The organism is Rhizobium sp. X9 (genome assembly GCF_018873185.1).
Taxonomy (GTDB): Bacteria; Pseudomonadota; Alphaproteobacteria; order Rhizobiales; family Rhizobiaceae; genus Agrobacterium; species Agrobacterium oryzihabitans.
Genome location: NZ_CP071311.1, coordinates 1,701,778 through 1,720,224, shown reverse-complemented (window position 1 = coordinate 1,720,224; position 18,447 = coordinate 1,701,778). Strand labels below are relative to the sequence as shown.

Here is an 18,447-nt window from a genome sequence, read left to right as displayed (position 1 = left end):
AAGGGAGTGCTGATGCGAAGCGAGAGCAAGGAATTACGCCGGCGTGAAATTGTCGAGCACGCCTTCGCCATGCTTGCGCAGGACGGTTACGCCGCGTTTTCCATGCAGGCGCTGGCAAAGGTGAGCAGGTCTTCAAAGGAGACGCTCTACGGCTGGTTCGGGGGAAAGGCCGGTCTTTACGAAGCCATGGTCGCCGAGAATGCCGCAACGCTGGTATTGCCATCGGCGGAGGCGGCGGATGGCGTTGGCGAGCTCTCGCGTTTCGGGGCCGATCTCCTGACGGTGCTTTTGGGAGAACGGGCGGTGCTGCTCAACAGGGTGGCGGCGGCGGAGGCAGGCAGCGAAACCACGCTCGGCGAATTTCTCTCGGCTAAGGGCCGTAGCCATGTCATGCCGAAGCTTGCCATATATTTTGCGGCTTTGGCGCAGCAGGGCGCCATATGTGTCGAGGCTTCGGAAGAGCCTGCGGAAATCTGGTTGTCGCTTCTCGTTGGGGATTTGCAGATCAGACGCGCCACGGGTGCGATTGGCCTTCCGACGGAAGAGGACATAAGGGCGCGATCGGCGCGCGCCGCGATGCTGATATTCCGGCTCTATGGCACGAATGAAAAAACCCGGCGCTGAGGCCGGGTTTTAAAGCTGCTGAGCAAAGAGGCTTAAGCCGCCATCGCCGTCTTGAGGTTCTCGTCGATCTTGTCGAGGAAGGCGGTGGTGGAGAGCCACGGCTGGTCCGGTCCGATGAGGAGCGCCAGATCCTTGGTCATGAAGCCGCTTTCGACAGTGTCGACGCAGACGGTTTCGAGCGTCGTCGCGAACTTCGCCAGCTCGGCATTGTCATCCAGCTTGGCGCGGTGGGCAAGGCCACGGGTCCAGGCGAAGATCGACGCGATCGAGTTGGTCGAGGTTTCCTGACCCTTCTGGTGCTGGCGGTAGTGGCGCGTCACCGTGCCGTGTGCCGCTTCGGCTTCGACCGTGCGGCCGTCCGGCGACAGAAGAACGGAGGTCATCAGGCCGAGCGAACCGAAGCCCTGGGCAACCGTATCGGACTGCACGTCGCCATCGTAGTTCTTGCAGGCCCAGACGTAACCGCCGGACCACTTCAGGGCGGAGGCGACCATGTCGTCGATCAGGCGATGCTCGTAGGTGATGCCGATTTCGTCGAACTTCGCCTTAAACTCGTTCTGGTAGACTTCTTCGAAGATGTCCTTGAAGCGACCGTCATAAGCCTTGAGAATGGTGTTCTTGGTGGACAGGTAGACCGGCCACTTGCGCATCAGGCCGTACATCATGGATGCGCGGGCGAATTCGCGGATGGATTCGTCAAGGTTGTACATGGCGAGTGCAACGCCGGCGCTCGGGGCGTCGAAGACGTCCTTTTCAATGACCGTGCCGTCTTCACCGACGAACTTGATCGTCAGCTTGCCCTTGCCGGGGAACTTGAAATCGGTTGCCTTGTACTGGTCGCCGAAGGCGTGACGGCCGACGACGATCGGCTTCGTCCAGCCGGGAACGAGGCGCGGAACGTTCTTGCAGATGATCGGCTCGCGGAAGATGACGCCGCCCAGAATGTTGCGGATGGTGCCGTTCGGGCTCTTCCACATCTGCTTCAGGCCGAATTCCTCGACGCGCTGCTCATCCGGCGTGATCGTCGCGCACTTGATGCCGACGCCGTGTTTCTTGATGGCGTGTGCCGCATCGATGGTGACCTGGTCGTTGGTGGCGTCGCGGTTTTCAACCGAGAGGTCGTAATATTCGATGTCGAGATCGAGGTATGGCAGGATCAGCTTGTCCTTGATGAGCTGCCAGATGATACGGGTCATTTCGTCGCCGTCGAGATCGACGACCGGATTGGCTACCTTGATCTTTGCCATGAATTCCTCACCTTCGAAGCTGTGGCGCCTGATAACGCCAATAGTCGGAAAAATATCCGGTGCGGCTATAGCATCGCACGCGCCTGAGGCAAAGCCATGGGGGGCGCTTTTTTGGCGCAGCGCAATAACGCTTTGCGCATTGCCAAACCACAATGCCGGAATACAGTCAGGCGAATCGCTTCGCCCGCCATCGGGCCTATCCCGGGATCACATCATGCGGAATATTCTGCTTCTGACTGCCGCCGTCCTCTTTTCCCATAGCGCCCTTGCGGCGGGGCCTGCCGATCCCGTCCAGAAGGTGATGGACATCACCGTCAAGAACTGGTCCGGCGATGCCGAGAACTGGAAATACATCTTCGACGAGGACATGCTGGTGAGCCTGTTCAGCAAGGACTTCGTTGCGCAATATCGCGAAGCCTCCAAGAAGCCTGCCTATGAGGCCGAGAGTGGCGAGACAGGCGACCCCTTCGGTTACGACGTCGTCACCAATTCGCAGGATGGTTGCCCGCTGGAGGATGTGTCGGTGACCGCGGGTGCAGTGAAGGACGGCGTGACGGATGTGACGGCGAAGTTCAAGCTTTGGGCCTGCATGGACGAGGCGGAAATGAAGGCAACGGTCGACGAGGTGCATTTCGATGTCATCGAGGAAGATGGCCGGCCGGTCATCAGCGACATTCACCGGGTTGGCGACGAGGGCAGGGATTCGCTGCGCGAAGAGATGGCGACGATCATCAAGGGGGAGTGAGGGGTGCTTGCATCCCTCCGCCTTTGATTTTAGCGCCGATCTGTGCCAGTGAAGCGCGCTTTAGCGCTTCGGCTCGAAAACCGATGCGACGCTTCAACACACGGACAAACGACGATGGCAGGCACAAACAGCGAGCTTGAACTTGTGGCGGAAGGCCCGGCGATCATTCTGGTCGAACCGCAGCTCGGCGAAAATATCGGCATGGTGGCGCGGGCGATGGCCAATTTCGGCCTTGCCGAATTGCGTCTGGTCAATCCGCGTGACGGCTGGCCGAGCGAGAAGGCGCGGGCTGCCGCTTCCAAGGCCGATCATGTCATCGACGGAACGAAGGTGTTCGAGACGCTTGAAGAGGCGATCAGGGATCTCAACTTTGTTTACGCCACGACCGCACGCGAACGTTACGGTTTCAAGCCGGTGCGTGCGCCCGTCACCGCCGCCGAAACGCTGCGGGCAAAGTTCAAGACGGGGGAAAGAACCGGCATCCTGTTCGGACGTGAGCGCTGGGGCCTGACCAATGAGGAAGTGGCGCTGGCCGACGAGATCGTGACATTTCCGGTTAACCCCGCCTTCGCCTCGCTCAACATCGCGCAGGCCGTGCTTTTGATGTCCTATGAATGGATGAAGTCCGGCATGGACGATCTGGGTGAAACGCTTTTCCAGTCCGTTGAGCAGCGGCCCTCGACCAAGGAACAGGTGTTCGGCCTGTTCGAGCACATAGAGGAAGCGCTCGATGCGCGCGGTTATTTTCATCCGCCCGAAAAAAAGCCGAAAATGGTCGACAATCTGCGCGCGGTGCTGTCGAGACGCGGCTTTTCCGAGCAGGAAATCAGTGTTGTCCGTGGCGTGATCAATTCGCTCGACCGTTTTCCGCGGCAGTGGCCGAAGCAGACGGGAAGAGCAGCGGGGCCATCGGCCGAAAGGGCAGGGGAGAATGCTGAAGACGAGTGAGGCCGCGGCCGACGTGCTGAAACCGGTGCTGGTGTTCGATTCCGGCATTGGCGGGCTGACGGTTCTGCGCGAAGCGCGGGTGTTGATGCCCGAGCGCGGCTTCATCTATGTAGCCGACGATGCGGGCTTCCCGTATGGCGGCTGGGAAGAGGAGGCGCTGAAGGCGCGCATTCTCTCACTCTTCGAAAAGCTGCTTGAAGATTACAGTCCCGAAGTCTGCATCATCGCCTGCAACACCGCCTTCACGCTGGCCGGGGCAGATCTTCGGGCGCGCTTTCCGGACATGACCTTCGTGGGCACCGTTCCCGCCATCAAGCCCGCCGCAGAACGCACCCGCTCCGGTCTCGTTTCCGTGCTGGCGACGCCGGGCACCGTCAAACGCGCCTATACGCGCGACCTCATTCAGTCCTTCGCCACGCAATGCCATGTCCGCCTCGTGGGATCGGAAAATCTGGCACGCATGGCAGAAGGCTGGATCAGGGGCGAGGCTATATCCGACGAAGCCGTGCTTGCCGAAATCGAGCCCTGCTTCATCGACAGCGACGGCAAGCGCACCGATATCGTCGTGCTTGCCTGCACCCACTATCCCTTCATGGCCAATGTGTTTCGCAGGCTGGCGCCCTGGCCGGTCGACTGGCTCGATCCGGCGGAAGCGATTGCCAGGCGCGCGCGTCATCTGGTGCCGCTGCCGCAGGATGCGGAACATCCCGATGGTTTCGACTTCGCCGTCTTCACCTCCGGCAAGCCGGATTTCGCGACGCGGCGGCTGATGCAAGGTTTCGGGCTCAGTGTCTCGTTGAGCTGAGTGTGTGTTGCATTTTTGCATCTTCTCCATCTGAGTTTTGCAATTCGAGATTGCGACCTCTTGTCGCGTCCGGCATCTTGTGTAAGATGCATCTTGTCTGTAACCGCTATAAAAGGAGGCGTGGAATGACTGATTACATGAATATGCGCCTTAACGGCATGTCTGGCATTTCCGGCATGGTCATCGGTGGTTACATGTCCCGAGGCATCGACCTCCGATAAGGCTTATGGCCTGATTTCCCTGCCGTTTGGCATTCTCACTTCGTCCGACATCTGATTGTGCGTCCGCGTGGCCGACAGGCTGCCCCACGCGCTCCCGGCATGTCGTTTTCCATCGATAAAGGACCTGGCCGCTTTGCCGCGCCGGGATGGATTCCCCATGCAGAAAAATCAACCAATGGTAGTATATGCGCTGCCGGATGCGGTCGATCGTTTGTTCGTCACATTCGGCGTCTGGAAGACCCTGCGGGCGGTCATCGTCGCCGCCCTCGTGCCGCGCGCGCCACCGACCGATCTTACCGATCTGCCGGAACGCCTGCTGGACGATATCGGCGTCGAGCCATCCGAGCGGAAGGTGCGTCGGGACTGGGCACCGCCTTACTGGGCGCCGCGGTTTTGATCCGTGGCGGCCTCCTCAGTAAAAGGTGTCGCGGAGGCTCCGTCGCTAGTTTGGATGGCTAATGACAGCCAAAATGCGTTCTCCGTCATGCCGGACTTGATCCGGCATCCAGCCACGGCGCGTCCGCGCCGTGAGAAGAGCCTCTTGCGATCAAAGACTTGATCGCACTGGACCCCGGATCTAGTCCGGGGTGACGGAGCTTGGGGCTGTCATGTCGCCCAAAAGTACCTGTCTCGCGGGATTTCGATCAACAGCTGCCGTCGTCGAATGATGCGTGATACTTTGATTATCATTGAAGGGAGTGGTTCGAATGATGAAATTTCCGGTTCACCCTGGTGAATTGCTACGGGAGGAGGTCATTGCCGCACTTCAGCTTTCCGTGACAGAAGCTGCGGAAAGGCTCGGCCTGTCGCGCGTAGCGCTTTCTCGTGTGCTAAACGGGCGGGCAGGGATCAGTCCCGACCTTGCCTTGCGGCTGGAGCGGGCCGGCGTCAGCACGGCGCGGGCATGGCTTGCCATGCAGTCGAATTACGATCTCGCACAAGCGATGAAACGGGAGCAGCCACCCGTTCGGCCGCTAGATGACAAAGGCGGCATGATCTCCGAAAATTTGGCTTGATGCCGGGCGCTTTTGGTGGCTTGCTCCCAAAATCGCGCAAGGGAGATTTCATCATGCCGCTTGAGAACTGGCTGGCCTTCGTGGCCGCATCCGCCATCATGCTTGCCATTCCGGGACCGACGATCCTGCTGGTAATTTCCTATGCGCTGGGCCACGGCCGCAAGGCAAGCACCGCGACGGTAACGGGTGTGGCGCTTGGGGATTTCACCGCCATGACGGCTTCCATGCTGGGGCTCGGGGCGCTGCTTGCAACATCGGCGGCGCTTTTCACTGGTCTGAAATGGATCGGTGCGGCGTACCTCATCTATCTCGGCATCAAGCTGTGGCGTTCGCCGGTTGGTGACGCGGCGGAAAACACGGGCGTGACGGGCCGTGAAAGACCGCTCAAAATCTTCCTGCATGCCTATATCGTGACGGCGCTGAACCCCAAGAGCATCGTGTTCTTCGTGGCCTTCCTGCCGCAGTTTCTGGTGCCGACGCTGCCATTCTGGCCGCAGGTGTTGATTTTCGAAGCGACATTCCTGGTGCTTGCCACCGTGAACGCGGCGCTTTATGGACTTCTGGCAAGTGCCGCCCGCAATACGATCCGCAAACCGAAGGTTCAGCGCATCGTCAACCGCACGGGTGGCGGTCTCCTGATCGGCGCCGGTCTTGTTGCCTTCGGCTGGAAGAGGGCGGTTTCGGTGTAAAACGCCCGTCGATCGCCTGAAATTCGGACATAACAAAATGGCATTGCCGCATATTCTTCTCGCCCTGATCACCGTGTTTTTGTGGGGCTTCAACTTCGTCGTCATCAAGGTGGGCGTCGCCGACATGCCGCCTTTGTTTCTGACGGGCGTGCGTTATCTCTTTGCGGCCGTGCCCCTGATATTCTTCCTGCCGAAACCCAACGTGCCGTGGCGGCATATGATCGTTTACGGCATGGCGATGGGTTTCGTGCAGTTCGGCCTGCTTTACCCGGCCATCAAGTTCGGCCTGCCTGCGGGGCTTGCTTCGCTCGTCATGCAGTCGCAGGCCTTCTTCACGCTGGCGCTGGCCGTGGTGTTTCTCGGCGAGCGGCCGTTGCCGTCACAGATCATCGGCGCGATCGTTGCTTTTGGCGGGCTGGCGGTCATTGGCGTGGAGCGCATGACGGCCGCAGCGCTGATACCGCTCCTGATGGGCGTCGGCTCGGCCATTGCCTGGGCCTGCGGCAACATCGTCAATCGCCGCATCGGCCAGGTGAACGCGGTCTCCTTCGTCGCATGGACGAGCCTTGTGCCCGTTCTGCCGTTGATCCTGCTTTCGCTTGTGGTGGAAGGACCTGATGCGATTGCGGAAGGGTTGCTCAACGCAACGCCGACGATGGCTTTCGTGGTGATCTACATGGCCTATGGTGCGACCATCGTCGGCGCGGGCATCTGGAGTTACCTGCTTCTGCGTTATCCGGCCGGAACGGTGGCGCCGTTTTCGCTGCTGGTGCCGATTGTCGGTTTCATCAGCGCCTATCTCGCTTTTGCGGAGCATATCACCGTCTTCGAAGTGGTCGGTGCCGCATTGGTTATCACCGGACTGATGCTGAATGTGTTCGGCAGGCGGCTTTCATTTTTGCGGGTCTCATCCGGAGCCGCATAGATGGGGCGTAATTGCCTGTGCATTATCGGCATGGGGCAGACGCAACCGGCGATTTTTTGGTAAAGAGCATGTTCGGCCGCCGTCAAGGGAATCGGCCGGATGACATGCAGCACGAGGAACGGAACATTGCAGGTCGGCATCGACATGGGAACCCTATCGGGCGGGCAGCAGGCCAAGCTCGATATCGAGGAATTGCTTGCGACGCGTTTGCTGGTGCAGGGCAATTCCGGTTCCGGCAAGTCGCATCTTCTGCGCCGGCTGCTGGAGCAATCGGCGCAATGGGTGCAGCAGGTCATCATCGATCCCGAGGGTGATTTCGTCACGCTTTCCGACAAGTTCGGCCATGTGGTGGTGGATGGCGAGCGTACCGAAGCGGAACTTGCCGGCATCGCCAACCGCATTCGCCAGCACCGCGTTTCCTGCGTGCTGACGCTGGAAGGCCTTGATATCGAACAGCAGATGCGGGCCGCCGCCGCCTTCCTCAACGGCATGTTCGATGCGGATCGTGAATTCTGGTATCCGGTGCTTGTCGTGGTGGATGAGGCGCAGATGTTTGCGCCCTCCGTCGGCGGCGAGGTGACGGAAGATGCCCGCAAGGCCTCGCTCGGCGCCATGACCAATCTGATGTGCCGTGGCCGTAAACGCGGGCTTGCCGGCGTCATCGCCACGCAGCGTCTTGCCAAGCTTGCCAAGAACGTGGCGGCGGAAGCCTCCAACTTCCTGATGGGCCGCACCTTTCTCGATATCGACATGGCGCGCGCTGCCGATCTGCTCGGCATGGACCGGCGACAGGCGGAAATGTTCCGCGATCTGCAGCGCGGCAATTTCGTGGCGCTTGGGCCTGCGCTGTCGCGCCGCCCGCTGCCGATCGTCATCGGTGCCGTGGAAACCTCGGCGCGCTCGTCCTCGCCGAAGCTGATGCCGCTGCCGGATGCGCCCCAGGATGTGGAAGACCTGATCTTCACGCCGGACCCGGAAGAGTTCACGCGACCCGCCACGCGCCGCACGCCGCCGGCGCCGCGCCCGACAACCGATATTCTGGCCGAACTCTCCCGTTCCACCCCTGCGGTCGGCGGTCCCTCGCCGGAACAGTCTCCGCGTGCTGGCCAGCCGGAGCTGACGCCGGAGGAGCGCGAGGAGAAGATCGCCGCTGTGCTGGTCGAAATTCTCGACGATCCGCAATCGGCCTATCGCACCGATGCCGTGCTGTACCAGGATTTTCTGGTGCGCGCCCGCATGCGCCGTATTCCCGGAACGCCGATGACGCTTGCGGATTTCCGCCGGCAGGTGGCGATTGCACGCTCAGGCGTGGATGCGACGATGGCGGCAAGCGAAGGCTGGCAGAAGGCGCTGGAGCTGTCGATGTCGGTTTCCGACGATCTGCAGGGGGTTTTCCTGCTGCTGGTCAAGGCGGCGCTGGGTGAAGAACCCTGCCCGTCGGATGCCCGTATTGCTCGCGCTTATGGCACCCATTCCGCCCGCCGCGCGCGCCGGCTGCTCGGTTATTTCGAGGAGAAGGAGCTTGTGGTGGTGCATGCCGATTTCTCCGGCAAGCGCATTGTGGCTTTTCCCGATCTCGATGCAAAGACCGCACCCGGCGATGCGGATGCGGCGGAGGATGATGCGAGGCTGGCGGCGGAGTGAAGTTACGGCAGGTCTGTCTGCGTCGATATACTTACCCGTCATGCCGGACTTGATCCGGCATCCAGCCACGGCGCGTCTGCGCCGTGAGTAGGGTCTTTTGCGATCAAGGACTTGATCGCGCTGGACCCCGGATCAGGTCCGGGGTGACGGCGTGTGAGGAGGCGTTACCGCCTCCTCATCTTGCTCATCCTTATTCGATGGCCTTTGCTTCCTTGCGCGTCGCAATCAGCGAACCGATGATGCCGGTTGCGAGGATGGCGACGGTGACGCCGAGCGAGACTGCCGGCGGGATCTTGGCGATGCCGAGCATGTCGGCCACGAAGATTTTCGAACCGACGAAGACCAGAACCGCAGCCAGCGCATATTTCAAATAAGCGAAGCGGTGGATCAGGGCGGCAAGCGCGAAATAGAGGGCGCGCAGGCCGAGGATCGCGAAGATGTTCGAGGTGTAGACGATAAAGGGATCGGTGGTGATCGCGAAGATCGCCGGGATCGAATCGACCGCGAAGATAAGGTCGGCGATTTCGACCATGATGAGAGCCAGGAAGAGCGGCGTCACGAAGGTCTTGAGTTTGCCGGTGGTCGTATCCGTCTCCTTGACGAAGAATTTCTCGCCATGCAGCTTCTCCGTCACCGGCAGGCGGCTGCGCAGGAATTTCAGGATGCGGTTGTTGCCGATGTCCGATTCGTCATGGTCGGACGAGAACAGCATCTTGAGGCCGGTGAAGACGAGGAAGGCCGCGAAGAGATAAAGCACCCAGTGGAAGTTTTCGACGATGGCCGCACCGCCGGCGATCATGATGCCGCGCAGGACGATGACGCCGAGGATGCCCCAGAGCAGCACGCGATGCTGATATTGGCGGGGAATGGCGAAATAGGAGAAGATCATGGCGATGATGAAGATATTGTCCATCGCCAGGCTTTTTTCGACCACGAAGCCGGTGACATATTCCATCGCCGACTGCTGGCCGGACTGGTACCAGATCCAGCCGCCGAAGGCCAAACCGATGGCGATATAGAAGCCTGACATCAGCAGGCTTTCACGGATGCCGATTTCCTTGGAATTCTTGTGCAATACGCCAAGATCAAGCGCCAGGAGGCCAAGGACAAGAGAAATGAAGACCGCCCACATCCATGTGGGGGTACCGAGAAAATCGTTGAGGAGGAACTCCATCAGTCAACCTTTAGCCGGACGAGGTTGGCTTTGCGGATGGGGAACGTGTGTCAAGAATATACGTGGGCCCCAACCTAAAGAAACTCGACATCACGTGTTGTCCGGTAACACGCCAGAGGGGCCCGAGTTCTGATCACGAGGGAGAGATAGGAGAGCCTTCAGGCTTTTCAAGGGCCGGTTCGAGAAAAAAGCGGCAGGCTTTGTTTGACAAATTTGTAAAACATGTTTAGAAGCCGCCCCAACGCCGGGCAGTGATGTCCGGTGTGTTTTGTTGACTGCCCTGCAGTTTAATAACTGACGTTCGGCGGTCAATATCACCGACATGTCCCGTGGTTTCTCCATTTGCATGTGAGAAGCCTGTCAGAGGCCCTGAAACGGGCTTCAGAGGAGGGCGTGTTTCCTTAAACCGGTTTGGTAACAGACCGGCATAACCTTTTGAGAAGGAAATACGATGAGCAAGCGCGAATCGGCTAAGTACAAAATCGACCGCCGCATGGGCGAAAACATCTGGGGCCGTCCGAAGTCTCCGGTAAACCGCCGCGAATACGGCCCGGGCCAGCACGGCCAGCGCCGCAAGGGCAAGATGAGCGACTTCGGCACGCAGCTGCGCGCCAAGCAGAAGCTCAAGGGCTACTACGGCGAACTGCGCGAAAAGCAGTTCCGCGCCACCTACGACGAAGCAAACCGTCGCAAGGGCGATACCTCCGAGAACCTGATCGGCCTGCTCGAGTCGCGTCTGGACGCCATCGTCTACCGCGCCAAGTTCGTTCCGACCGTTTTCGCATCGCGTCAGTTCATCAACCATGGCCACGTCACGGTTAACGGCGTTCGCGTCAACATCGGTTCTTACCGTTGCAAGCCGGGCGACGTTGTTGAAGTTCGCCAGAAGTCCAAGCAGCTGGTGACCGTTCTCGAAGCCGTTCAGCTCGCAGAACGCGACGTTCCTGATTACATCGAAGTCGATCACAACAAGATGGTTGCGACCTATGCTCGCATCCCGGCTCTGTCTGATGTTCCGTACCCGGTCGTCATGGAACCGCATCTGGTCGTCGAATTCTACTCGCGTTAATCGACGCGTTTCAGTATTGAGAAAGCCGCCCCTCGGGGCGGCTTTTTTGTTTGCTGGGGAAGGCTTTGCATGCAGGACATTCAGGCGATCGTCGATTCCATTTACGACAGCATGGTGCCGCGGCTGGGCGAGGGCAAAGTTGCGGACTATATTCCCGAGCTCGCCAAGGTCGATCCGAACCAGTTCGGCATCGCCATCACCACTGTCGATGGAACCACCTATACGGCCGGCAATGCGCTCACGCCGTTTTCGATCCAGAGCATTTCCAAGGTTTTCATGCTGACGCTGGCGCTCGGCAAGGCGGGAGAGACCGTGTGGAACCGGGTGGGGCGAGAGCCTTCAGGCTCTTCTTTCAACTCCATCGTCCAGCTGGAGCATGAGCACGGCATTCCGCGCAATCCCTTCGTGAATGCCGGCGCCATCGTGGTGACGGATATCGTTCTTTCCGGCCACCAGCCGCGTGAGGCGATCGGCGAACTCTTGCGCTTCGTGCGTTATCTCGCTGACGATGACACGATCAGCATTGACGACACGGTGGCGAAATCCGAGCAGGCGACGGGTTTCCGCAATTTCGCACTCGCCAATTTCATGCGGTCCTTCGGCAATCTGCATCACCCCGTCGAATATACGCTGGGCGTTTATTTTCACCAATGTGCGCTGTCCATGACCTGCGCGCAGCTCTCGCGCGCCGGGCTGTTCCTTGCCAATCGCGGCCGCAATCCGCTGAGCGGCCATACGGTCGTGTCAGACCGGCGGGCGCGGCGCATCAATGCGCTGATGCTGACCTGCGGCCATTATGACGGATCGGGCGATTTCGCCTATCATGTCGGCCTGCCCGGCAAGAGTGGTGTGGGTGGCGGCATCATGGCGGTTGCGCCGGGCAAGGCGTCCATTGCCGTCTGGTCGCCGGGTCTCAACAAAGTGGGCAATTCGGCGCTTGGGTCACATGCGTTGGAAATGCTGGCGACGAAAACCGGCTGGTCGGTATTCGGGGCTTGATATTGCAGGCAGATGCGGGCATTTGCCTGCATTGAGAACGGCAGTCGTGCCGGAGCGAGCTAATGATGAACATTCTCACCAGGATCGATGACATCGCCGATAAGGTCGAGGCAGATCAGGACGCGCCCGAGGAAAACGGCAGCTCGCATCCTCTGTTCGACAATGCACCGCGTTCGGTCTCGTTCAACAAGCTGCGCAAGCGTCTGCTGCGCAATGTGCGTCAGGTCTTTACCGATTTCGGCATGCTGAGCGGCCAGAAACGCTGGCTGGTGGGCCTTTCCGGTGGCAAGGATAGCTATGGGCTGTTGGCGCTGCTGCTCGATCTGAAGTGGCGCGGCCTTTTGCCTGTCGAACTCATCGCCTGCAATCTGGATCAGGGCCAGCCGAATTTTCCCAAGCACGTGCTGCCGGAATATCTGGCGAAGATCGGTGTCGCCCATCGCATCGAATATCGCGATACCTATTCCGTGGTGAAGGAGAAGGTGCCGTCCGGCGGTACCTATTGTTCGCTCTGTTCGCGGCTGCGGCGCGGAAATCTTTATCGCATCGCGCGGGAAGAGGGCTGCGACGCGCTGCTGCTCGGCCACCACCGCGAGGATATTCTCGAGACCTTCTTCATGAATTTCTTCCATGGTGGCCGGCTCGCCGGCATGCCGGCGAAGCTGCTGAACGACGAGGGCGACCTGATGGTCATGCGCCCGCTTGCCTATTGCGCCGAGGAAGATATGGCGAAATTCGCGGCGGCGATGGAGTTCCCGATCATTCCCTGCGACCTCTGCGGCTCGCAGGACGGGCTTCAGCGCAATGCCATGAAGGAGATGCTGGCCGACATCGAAAGGCGCATGCCCGGCCGCAAGGATGTGATGCTGAGGGCGCTTGCCCACGTCAATCCGTCGCATCTGCTCGATCCGAAGCTTTTTGATTTTTCCGCGCTCGCTGTCACCGGGGCGTCACCTGAAGAGCGTACGGAGGCCCGCCCTCCCTTATGAAGAAGTGCCCCGCGCGATGACCCTTTCCGATAAAGATATCGACTTTCTGATTTCCACCGTTGCCGCTGCCGGCCGCCAGGAAATAATGCCCCGCTTCCGCAATCTCGACGCTGGCGCGATCTCCGAAAAGACCTCCGCCGTCGATCTCGTCACCGAGGCGGATATTCTTACGGAAAAGGCGATAACCGCCGCTCTTCTGCAACGGTTTCCGAAGGCCCATATCGTTGGCGAAGAGGCCTATGATGCGGATCAATCCGTCATTCCAGCTCTTGCCGATGCGCCTTTCGCCTTCGTGATCGATCCAATCGACGGCACTTTCAACTATGCTTCGGGCTTTCCCGCTTTCGGCACGCTGCTCGCCGTCACCGTCAAGGGTGAGACGGTCGCGGGCATCATCCACGATCCCGTCATGGGCGATACCATCATCGCGCTGAAAGGTGAGGGCGCGTTTCTCAACCGCAGGGATGGCTCGCAGGCAAAGCTCAAGGTCGCCGATCCTGTGCCATTGTCCGAAATGGTCGGCATCTTTTCCTGGGGTCACAGCCATGAAGATCGCCGCCCGGTGATCGCCGCCAATATGGCCAAGATCAAGATGGCGCTTTCAATCAATTGTTCGGCTCATGAATATTGGCTTGCCTCCGCTGGCAAGCTGCACTTCATCGGCCATGAAAAGCTGATGCCCTGGGATCATCTTGCCGGTGTTCTCATTCATCAGGAAGCGGGCGGCTATACGGCCCGTTTCGACAATACGCCCTACCGGCCGGGACAGACGACGGGTGGCATCCTGTCGGCGCCCGACAAGGAAAGCTGGAAGATGCTGCGCCGGGAAATCGTGGCTTTATAGTTTTACGCTTAGAAGGAAGGATATCGCCCATGGCTATCGAACTCGACATCGCCTCTCTCGCCAATGCGCTTCAGGAGGCGGCGGCAGTGGAAATCCTGCCGAGGTTCCGTAATCTGGGTGAGGGCGACGTCAGGATAAAGAGCGAGGCGATCGACCTCGTGACCGAGGCCGACGAGGCTGCAGAACGGTTGATCCGCGCACGCGTGCAGGAAATCATGCCGGACGCTCTGTTCATCGGCGAAGAGGCCGTTGCGGCAGATGCCTCGCTGCTTGGCAAGCTTGCCGATGCCGATCTTGCCGTGGTGGTCGATCCGATTGACGGCACCTACAATTTCGCCTCAGGCCTGCCGCTGTTCGGCGTGATGATGAGCGTCATCTCCAAGGGCGAGACCGTTGCCGGCCTGATTTTCGATCCGATGGGCAATGACTGGGCTATTGCCGAAAAGGGCTCCGGCGCCTGGCTTTGCAGCGCCGATGGTACGCAGACAGAGATGTCCGTCGTACCCGCGCCTGAACTGTCGCAGATGGTGGGCATCGCCAATACCGGTTATTTTGACGTGGAGACACGCCGCAAGATCCTCATGAACCTCGCGGATGTGCGCCTCTTCACCAGCTATCGTTGCGCCGCGCACGAATACCGCCTGTTCTGCGGCGGCCACATGCATTTCCTGATGTATAACAAGCTGATGCCCTGGGACCATCTGGCCGGCACGCTGCTCTCGCAGGAAGCGGGCGCCTATGCCGCGCGCCTCGACGGCTCGCCCTATCTGCCGCGCCACACGGATGGCGGCCTGCTGCTGGCGCCAAACCAGGAGACCTGGGAATTGCTGCGCGAGAAGATTTTCACGGTTTGAGGCGGTGTTGTGTAAGGGGCCGGGCGGAACGGTTTTTGCCCGTCATGCCGGACTTGATCCGGCATCCAGTAGCCGCGCGTCTGCGTGGCGGAAGACTCTTCTTAGCCCAAAGACTTGGGCTGGACCCCGGATCAAGTCCGGGGTGACGGAATGCGTATGACGTGAACCATCAATCAATAAAAAGGGCGCGGAACAGAATTCCGCGCCCTTTTATTTTTCTAACCGCCCTTACCGTGTCGGCTTGTTGTGCGCCTGAAACAGCACGCCCTTTTCGCCGATCAGCACGAAGACGAGGCCGATGATGGAGACGACGAAGAAGCCCGCCACCATGGGCAGCGCCGTGCCGTCGAAGGCCTGGCCGATGGCTGCGCCGATCAGCGAGCCGCCGACCGTTCCCATGAAGCCGATGACGGAGGAGGCGGTGCCGGCGACGTGGCCGAGCGGCTCCATGGCGAGCGAGTTGAAGTTCGAGCCGATCCAGCCGAACTGGAACATGGCGAGCGCGAAGAACACAATGAAGATCGCAAAGGGCATCGGTTCCGGGCCCATCACTTGCACCAGCAGCCAGATGAAGGTGATGGCGATGAAGCCCAGCAGCGATCCGTGCGACAGCTTGCGCATGCCGAACCTGCCGACCAGCCTTGCATTGATGAAGGACGAGAAGGCCATGAACAAAGCAACGCCCGCAAAGGCCGCCGCAAACCATGCACCGAGCCCGTAAATGCCCTTATAGACCTGTTCAGCCGAATTGATGAAGCCGAACAGCGCACCGAAGATGAAGGTGCTGGAGAGCGTGTAACAGAGCGCGATGCGGTTGGTGAGCACGATCTTGAAGCCGCCAAGCACCGAACGGGCGGTGAAGGGGCGGACATCGTCCGGATGCAGGGTTTCCGGCAGGCGGAAATACATCCAGGCCGTCACGACGGCGGCAATTCCCGCCATGAAGGCGAAGATCAGATGCCAGTCACCGAAAAACAGCACGATCTGGCCAGTGCCGGGTGCAATGACCGGAACGACCATGAACACCATCATGATCAACGACATGACTTCCGCCATCTGACGGCCGCCATAGATGTCACGCACGATCGAGATGGTGATGACGCGCGTTGCCGCCGAACCGATGCCCTGAATGAAACGCAGGACCAGCAGGCCGGAGAATGACGGTACGAAGACCACCGCAATGGCGGAGATGATGTAGATTGCCAGACCGACGAGCATCGGCTTGCGGCGTCCGAAACGGTCCGAGATCGGGCCGTACAGAAGCTGTGCGACGCCGAAGCCGAGAAGATAGGTGGAAATGACATATTGGCGGTGGTTTTCATTCACGACGCCAAGCGATGCACCGATTTCCTGAAGGCCGGGCAGCATGATGTCGATGGCAAGCGCGTTCAGCGCCATCAGCATCGCGGCGAGCGCGATGAATTCCGTGCGCCCCATCGAGCCTGCGCGCGAAGTGGTGGATTGTGAAAGTTCTGTCACAGGATTGCCCCAAAAAGAACGGCAAAGGCGTTGCATGAAGCAACGCCTGGCATAGTTTTCTGACAATCAGGGTGGGCCGGATGAACCGGCCGAAATCAGGCCGCGCCGCGGACGCTGATACCCTGTTCTTGGAAGTGGTTTTGAAGTTCGCCGGACTGGAACATCTCTCTTACGATGTCACAGCCGCCGACGAATTCGCCCTTGACGTAGAGCTGCGGGATGGTCGGCCAGTTGGAATAGTCCTTGATGCCCTGACGGATATCGGCATCGGCAAGCACGTTGATGCCCTTGTAGTCGACGCCGAGATAATCGAGGATCTGTACGACCTGACCGGAAAAACCGCACTGCGGGAATTGCGGGGTTCCCTTCATGAAAAGAACGATGTCGTTGCTCTTCACTTCGCTGTCGATCATATCGTGAATGCCGCTCATAGGCCTATTCCTTTCACATGCGGTTCAAGGCCGCTGCTTTTTCTTTGTCCCTAAATAACATGTCGCGGCGCGATTTCCACCCGTCGGACGGAAAAAATGCGTGGGTGTTGCAATGCGTCACAGCTCGGAAAAGCCCGTTGTTTGGCTCATCGAAGCCGCTGTCTGCTGCGCGCGGCGGCGGTGCGTCTTTTGCTCACCTGTTTCTTGGCCGGCGTGGGTTTGACCGCGGCGTTGATTGCTGCTTCCAGCACGGAGCCGACGATTCCGCCTGCAAGGGACGTGTTGCTTTTTGTCCGGCGGCGGGTGCGGCGGGTCTTGCGAAGACCGGTCTTGGTGAGGATTTCAGACAGTGCGCCCTTGACGACGCCGTTGAGCACTTGATCGACGATGCCAGACAAATTTCCCTCGCCAATAAATAAATCACATTTCCGTCGCGATTTTTACTATACGTGCATCGCCCACTGTATCAAGCGATGCTTTCGGGTGTCTCTAGCCTGAAGGTTTATGCATGCCGACCGTCAAGTCACGACTTGTTCTTTATTTCCCCGGTTTCGATCCGCTCGATGCGGCGGCCCATCACCTGCGTTACCAGCGGGCAGCGGCGCTGGCCGGCAAGACATGGGATGTAGATTATAAGGTGGGAGCGCTGGAGACTTCGCCGGCGGGTGAAACATTCACGGTGGAGGCTTCGGCGGGCGACTGGCGGACGCGTTCGGAGATTTTTGTCTATGACCATAACGACGTTATCTCGCAGTTGCGGGATGCGCCCGTCTGGCGGCAGACATGGCTCGGGTTCAAGGCCGGGGCGGGCATTGTCAGTGAGGGCGGTGCTGCGCGCTATTTCCGCCATGCCTGGCGTTTTGGCCTGTTCTTCATCTTCCCGTTTTTGCTGATGCTTGTCGGCGGTGCGCTTGCTGTCGGCATTGCGCTTTCACCATGGCTTTTTGGTTTGCCGCTCTGGCTGTTTGCGATCAGCCTTCCCGCCGCCGCGCTGTTTTTCGTGAAGGCGTTCCTGCCATTTGCGGAGCGGTTTCACACCCTGCATCTTTATGCGGACTGGCGCTTCGCGCTCGCGGTCGGCCGCGATGAGCCGATTGCGCGTGACTGGATAGAGGAGAGGGCGGCACTTGTTCTGACGGCGCTGGAGCAGCCCGCAGATGAGGTTCTGGTGGTTTCCCACAGCATGGGCGCCAGCCTCGCGCTCGCCGTGATCGGCCGTGTGCTGGAACTCGAACCCGATGCGCTGGATGGCCGGAAATTGTCCTTTGCCACGCTCGGTGGTGCTGCCCTGCAATGCGCGCTGCTGTCGAGTGCGGACAGGCTGCGACAGAGCGTCGGCACGATCGCGCATCACCCGGAGGTGACATGGTTCGATATCCAGTGTCTGACCGATCCGATCCACCTCTACCGCTGCAACACGGTTGCGCTGACCGGCCACAAGGATGCGCCGCAGCCGAAGATCGTGCCGATCCGTTTCAAGCACTCGCTTTCGCCGGAGCGTTATAAGAAGAACAAGCGCAACTTCCTGCGCATGCACCGGCAATATGTTCTGGGGCCGGACCGTAAATCCGGTTACGATTTCACCCTTTTGACGGCAGGGCCTTTGCCGGCCGCAACCTTCGCCGATCTGGATTCGCAGAGCCCGCCCGTTTTGTAAGCGGTTACGTCCCCTTCTGCCGGACAAGAAAAAGCCCGCATGAGAGTATCACGCGGGCTTTTGATTTTAGTCCTGAGCCTTCGTGCG

General features: G+C 59.7%; 20 protein-coding genes. 15 read left to right on the top strand and 5 right to left on the bottom strand.

The window, feature by feature from the left end:
- Positions 1–12 precede the first annotated feature (12 nt).
- Positions 13–624, top strand: coding sequence for a TetR/AcrR family transcriptional regulator (locus tag JZY08_RS08435; RefSeq protein WP_216329902.1), 612 nt, complete (start codon positions 13–15; stop codon positions 622–624).
- A gap of 32 nt (positions 625–656) precedes the next feature.
- On the opposite strand, the gene JZY08_RS08430 is transcribed toward JZY08_RS08435, so the two are convergent.
- Positions 657–1,871: an NADP-dependent isocitrate dehydrogenase gene (locus JZY08_RS08430; protein ID WP_035242772.1), complete on the bottom strand. Its 1,215-nt coding sequence runs from the start codon at positions 1,869–1,871 to the stop codon at positions 657–659.
- A 214-nt stretch (positions 1,872–2,085) separates the two neighbouring features.
- Here JZY08_RS08430 and JZY08_RS08425 point away from each other — a divergent pair, with 214 nt between their 5' ends.
- The 8 genes from JZY08_RS08425 to JZY08_RS08390 all read left to right on the top strand — a co-directional run bounded on the left by JZY08_RS08425 (position 2,086) and on the right by JZY08_RS08390 (position 8,864).
- On the top strand, positions 2,086–2,616 hold the full coding sequence (locus JZY08_RS08425; RefSeq protein WP_216329901.1) for a hypothetical protein: 531 nt from the start codon (positions 2,086–2,088) through the stop codon (positions 2,614–2,616).
- A 114-nt stretch (positions 2,617–2,730) separates the two neighbouring features.
- Entirely contained in the window at positions 2,731–3,564 is an 834-nt protein-coding gene (locus tag JZY08_RS08420) for an RNA methyltransferase (protein WP_216329900.1), read from the top strand.
- Positions 3,548–4,369, top strand: a complete 822-nt coding sequence (murI, locus tag JZY08_RS08415) for a glutamate racemase (protein ID WP_003495324.1) — start codon at positions 3,548–3,550, stop codon at positions 4,367–4,369. Before JZY08_RS08420 ends, murI begins: the two co-directional genes overlap by 17 nt.
- A 378-nt stretch (positions 4,370–4,747) precedes the next feature.
- Positions 4,748–4,987, top strand: a complete 240-nt coding sequence (locus JZY08_RS08410; protein ID WP_035242365.1) for a hypothetical protein — start codon at positions 4,748–4,750, stop codon at positions 4,985–4,987.
- Between the two features lie 310 nt (positions 4,988–5,297).
- Complete coding sequence (locus JZY08_RS08405; RefSeq protein WP_216329899.1) at positions 5,298–5,606, top strand: HigA family addiction module antitoxin; 309 nt, start codon at positions 5,298–5,300, stop codon at positions 5,604–5,606.
- A 53-nt stretch (positions 5,607–5,659) separates the two neighbouring features.
- Positions 5,660–6,295, top strand: coding sequence for a LysE family translocator (locus tag JZY08_RS08400; RefSeq protein ID WP_216329898.1), 636 nt, complete (start codon positions 5,660–5,662; stop codon positions 6,293–6,295).
- A gap of 37 nt (positions 6,296–6,332) precedes the next feature.
- A complete protein-coding gene (locus JZY08_RS08395) occupies positions 6,333–7,220 on the top strand; it encodes an EamA family transporter (RefSeq protein WP_216329897.1) in 888 nt (295 codons plus the stop codon).
- 126 nt (positions 7,221–7,346) lie between these two features.
- Positions 7,347–8,864, top strand: coding sequence for an ATP-binding protein (locus JZY08_RS08390; RefSeq protein WP_164056566.1), 1,518 nt, complete (start codon positions 7,347–7,349; stop codon positions 8,862–8,864).
- 190 nt (positions 8,865–9,054) lie between these two features.
- Here JZY08_RS08390 and JZY08_RS08385 read toward each other — a convergent pair whose 3' ends face one another.
- Positions 9,055–10,038 (bottom strand): TerC family protein, encoded by a 984-nt coding sequence (locus tag JZY08_RS08385; RefSeq protein WP_216329896.1) that lies wholly within the window; start codon positions 10,036–10,038, stop codon positions 9,055–9,057.
- A 451-nt stretch (positions 10,039–10,489) separates the two neighbouring features.
- On the opposite strand from JZY08_RS08385, the gene rpsD reads away from it, so the two are divergent.
- From rpsD to JZY08_RS08360, 5 genes are all read left to right on the top strand, one after another.
- Positions 10,490–11,107 (top strand): 30S ribosomal protein S4, encoded by a 618-nt coding sequence (gene rpsD, locus JZY08_RS08380; protein ID WP_003507896.1) that lies wholly within the window; start codon positions 10,490–10,492, stop codon positions 11,105–11,107.
- A 69-nt stretch (positions 11,108–11,176) separates the two neighbouring features.
- Positions 11,177–12,106, top strand: a complete 930-nt coding sequence (locus JZY08_RS08375) for a glutaminase (RefSeq protein WP_003495341.1) — start codon at positions 11,177–11,179, stop codon at positions 12,104–12,106.
- Positions 12,107–12,171: 65 nt separating this feature from the next.
- Positions 12,172–13,095 carry a tRNA 2-thiocytidine(32) synthetase TtcA gene (gene ttcA, locus JZY08_RS08370; protein WP_216331531.1) on the top strand — a complete coding sequence of 308 codons (924 nt, stop codon included), beginning with the start codon at positions 12,172–12,174 and terminating at the stop codon, positions 13,093–13,095.
- A 16-nt stretch (positions 13,096–13,111) separates the two neighbouring features.
- Positions 13,112–13,939, top strand: coding sequence for an inositol monophosphatase family protein (locus JZY08_RS08365; RefSeq protein WP_082182529.1), 828 nt, complete (start codon positions 13,112–13,114; stop codon positions 13,937–13,939).
- A 29-nt stretch (positions 13,940–13,968) separates the two neighbouring features.
- Positions 13,969–14,793, top strand: coding sequence for an inositol monophosphatase family protein (locus JZY08_RS08360; protein ID WP_003495348.1), 825 nt, complete (start codon positions 13,969–13,971; stop codon positions 14,791–14,793).
- Between the two features lie 228 nt (positions 14,794–15,021).
- On the opposite strand, the gene JZY08_RS08355 is transcribed toward JZY08_RS08360, so the two are convergent.
- The 3 genes from JZY08_RS08355 to JZY08_RS08345 form a co-directional block, all read right to left on the bottom strand.
- Positions 15,022–16,230 carry a multidrug effflux MFS transporter gene (locus JZY08_RS08355; RefSeq protein WP_003495349.1) on the bottom strand — a complete coding sequence of 403 codons (1,209 nt, stop codon included), beginning with the start codon at positions 16,228–16,230 and terminating at the stop codon, positions 15,022–15,024.
- Between the two features lie 137 nt (positions 16,231–16,367).
- On the bottom strand, positions 16,368–16,703 hold the full coding sequence (grxD, locus tag JZY08_RS08350) for a Grx4 family monothiol glutaredoxin (RefSeq protein WP_003520429.1): 336 nt from the start codon (positions 16,701–16,703) through the stop codon (positions 16,368–16,370).
- A gap of 146 nt (positions 16,704–16,849) precedes the next feature.
- Positions 16,850–17,101, bottom strand: a complete 252-nt coding sequence (locus JZY08_RS08345) for a hypothetical protein (RefSeq protein WP_035242371.1) — start codon at positions 17,099–17,101, stop codon at positions 16,850–16,852.
- A 110-nt stretch (positions 17,102–17,211) separates the two neighbouring features.
- On the opposite strand from JZY08_RS08345, the gene JZY08_RS08340 reads away from it, so the two are divergent.
- Complete coding sequence (locus JZY08_RS08340; protein WP_216329895.1) at positions 17,212–18,360, top strand: hypothetical protein; 1,149 nt, start codon at positions 17,212–17,214, stop codon at positions 18,358–18,360.
- Positions 18,361–18,447 lie beyond the last annotated feature (87 nt).